Origin of the sequence: Dietzia sp. CW19, from assembly GCF_014145265.1 — a bacterium.
GTDB lineage: Bacteria > Actinomycetota > Actinomycetes > Mycobacteriales > Mycobacteriaceae > Dietzia > Dietzia natronolimnaea.
In genome coordinates, this window is the sequence record NZ_JAALEE010000493.1 from 1 (window position 1) to 1,564 (window position 1,564).

Genomic DNA, 1,564 nt, shown 5'->3' on the forward strand with positions numbered 1-1,564 from the left:
TCGGACCCGGCCCCCGACCCGGTTCCGGTCCGGGCTCGCGCTCCGGGTCGTCCTCGGGACCGGGTGCCGGGTCCGGTGCCGGAACGTCCGGGGGATCCGGTTCCGAGAAGATCGCCGCGAGCCCCCGCCGGCCGGTCCGCCGCCGGGCCGCGCGGTTCTGGAACGACGTCCTCACCACACCGGGGCGGATGTCGGTGTTCGCGGTGGCGGCGATCGTCACCATCCTGCTCGGCGGGACCGTGGCGTCGCAGACCATCACCCAACGCCAGAGCCACCACGAGACCCTGCTGGCCGAGGTCGAGCCCGTCGCCAACGCCTCCCAGACGCTGTACAGCTCCCTGACCATCGCCGACTCGGCAGCCAACACCGCCTTCATCACCGGCGGGATAGAACCCGCCGAGCTCAGGGAGCGCTACCTCCAGGCCATCGCCACCTCGTCGGCGTCGATCATCGCCGCCTCCCTGGGCCTCGACCGAGCCGACGAGGAGTCCATCGACCAGTTGGCGCACATCAACGCCCAGTTGACCACCTACACCGGACTCGTGGAGACGGCACGGACCAACAACCGGGTCGCCAACCCTGTCGGCTCGGCGTACCTCGCGTCGGCGTCGACGCTCATGCAGGACACGATCCTGCCCGCGGCCGCCGACCTGTACGACCGCCAGTCCACGTCGGTGGGCGAGTCCGACCGCGAGTGGTCCTCGCCGCCGTGGGGTTCCTTCATCCTGCTGGGGATGGCGATCGCGGTACTGGTGCTGCTGCAGCAGTGGCTGTGGAAGATCACCGGGCGGCGGATCAACCCGGCGTTGGGGCTGGCCTCGCTGCTCATGGTGGCGACCTTCCTGCTCACCATGATCGCCGGCTTCCTGGCCGCCAACAACAACGCGCGCGGCCTGTCCGAGGGCGCGGCACCGATGAACGAGCTCACCCGGCAGCGGATCGACGCCCAGAAGGTCCGCGCGCAGGAGACGCTCAACCTGGTGCGCCGGACCGATCCCGAGGGGTCGGCCGCCGAGCGGGCCGCCATCCTCAGCGGCGTCCGTGACTCGTTGACCGTCTACCTCGACCCGGACGAACAGTCCCGCAGCCGCATCAGCCTCGACGGCGACGGTGCCGTCACCAGCGCGATCGAGGCCCTGGACGACTGGATGGCCGCCCAGAACCGCGCCGATTCGCTCTACCAACAGGGCGACTACCAGGGCGCCATCACCATCTCCTCGGGCCAGGAGGAGGGCGATTCCGGTGCCGCGTTCGACGAGTTCGACGAGTCCATGCAGGACGCCATCGAGGAAGCCCGCGACACGCTGCGCACGCGCATCGACAACGCGCGGCGCACCTCCGCCACCGGGCCGGACCTGATCATGGCCTTGTCCGCCCTGGCCGCGTTCGCCGTGGTCGTGGGCATCGCACCCCGGATCAGGGAGTACCTGTGAGCGCGCGGATGAGGTGGTGGGCCGGGCGGCGGACCGCCCGCGTGGTGACCGGGGGCGTTCTGGTCGCCGCCCTGGCGCTCGCCGGAGCGTGCGGGGTCGACGACGACGAGGCGCGCGGCGGCGACGGCGGG

1 protein-coding gene is annotated in these 1,564 nt (G+C 71.4%); it reads left to right on the forward strand.

Annotated elements, in window-relative coordinates; all coding sequences use genetic code 11:
• A partial coding sequence (locus G6021_RS13995; RefSeq protein ID WP_182641542.1) for a hypothetical protein occupies nt 1-1,433 on the forward strand: 1,433 nt, incomplete at its 5' end.
• Nucleotides 1,434-1,564 lie beyond the last annotated feature (131 nt).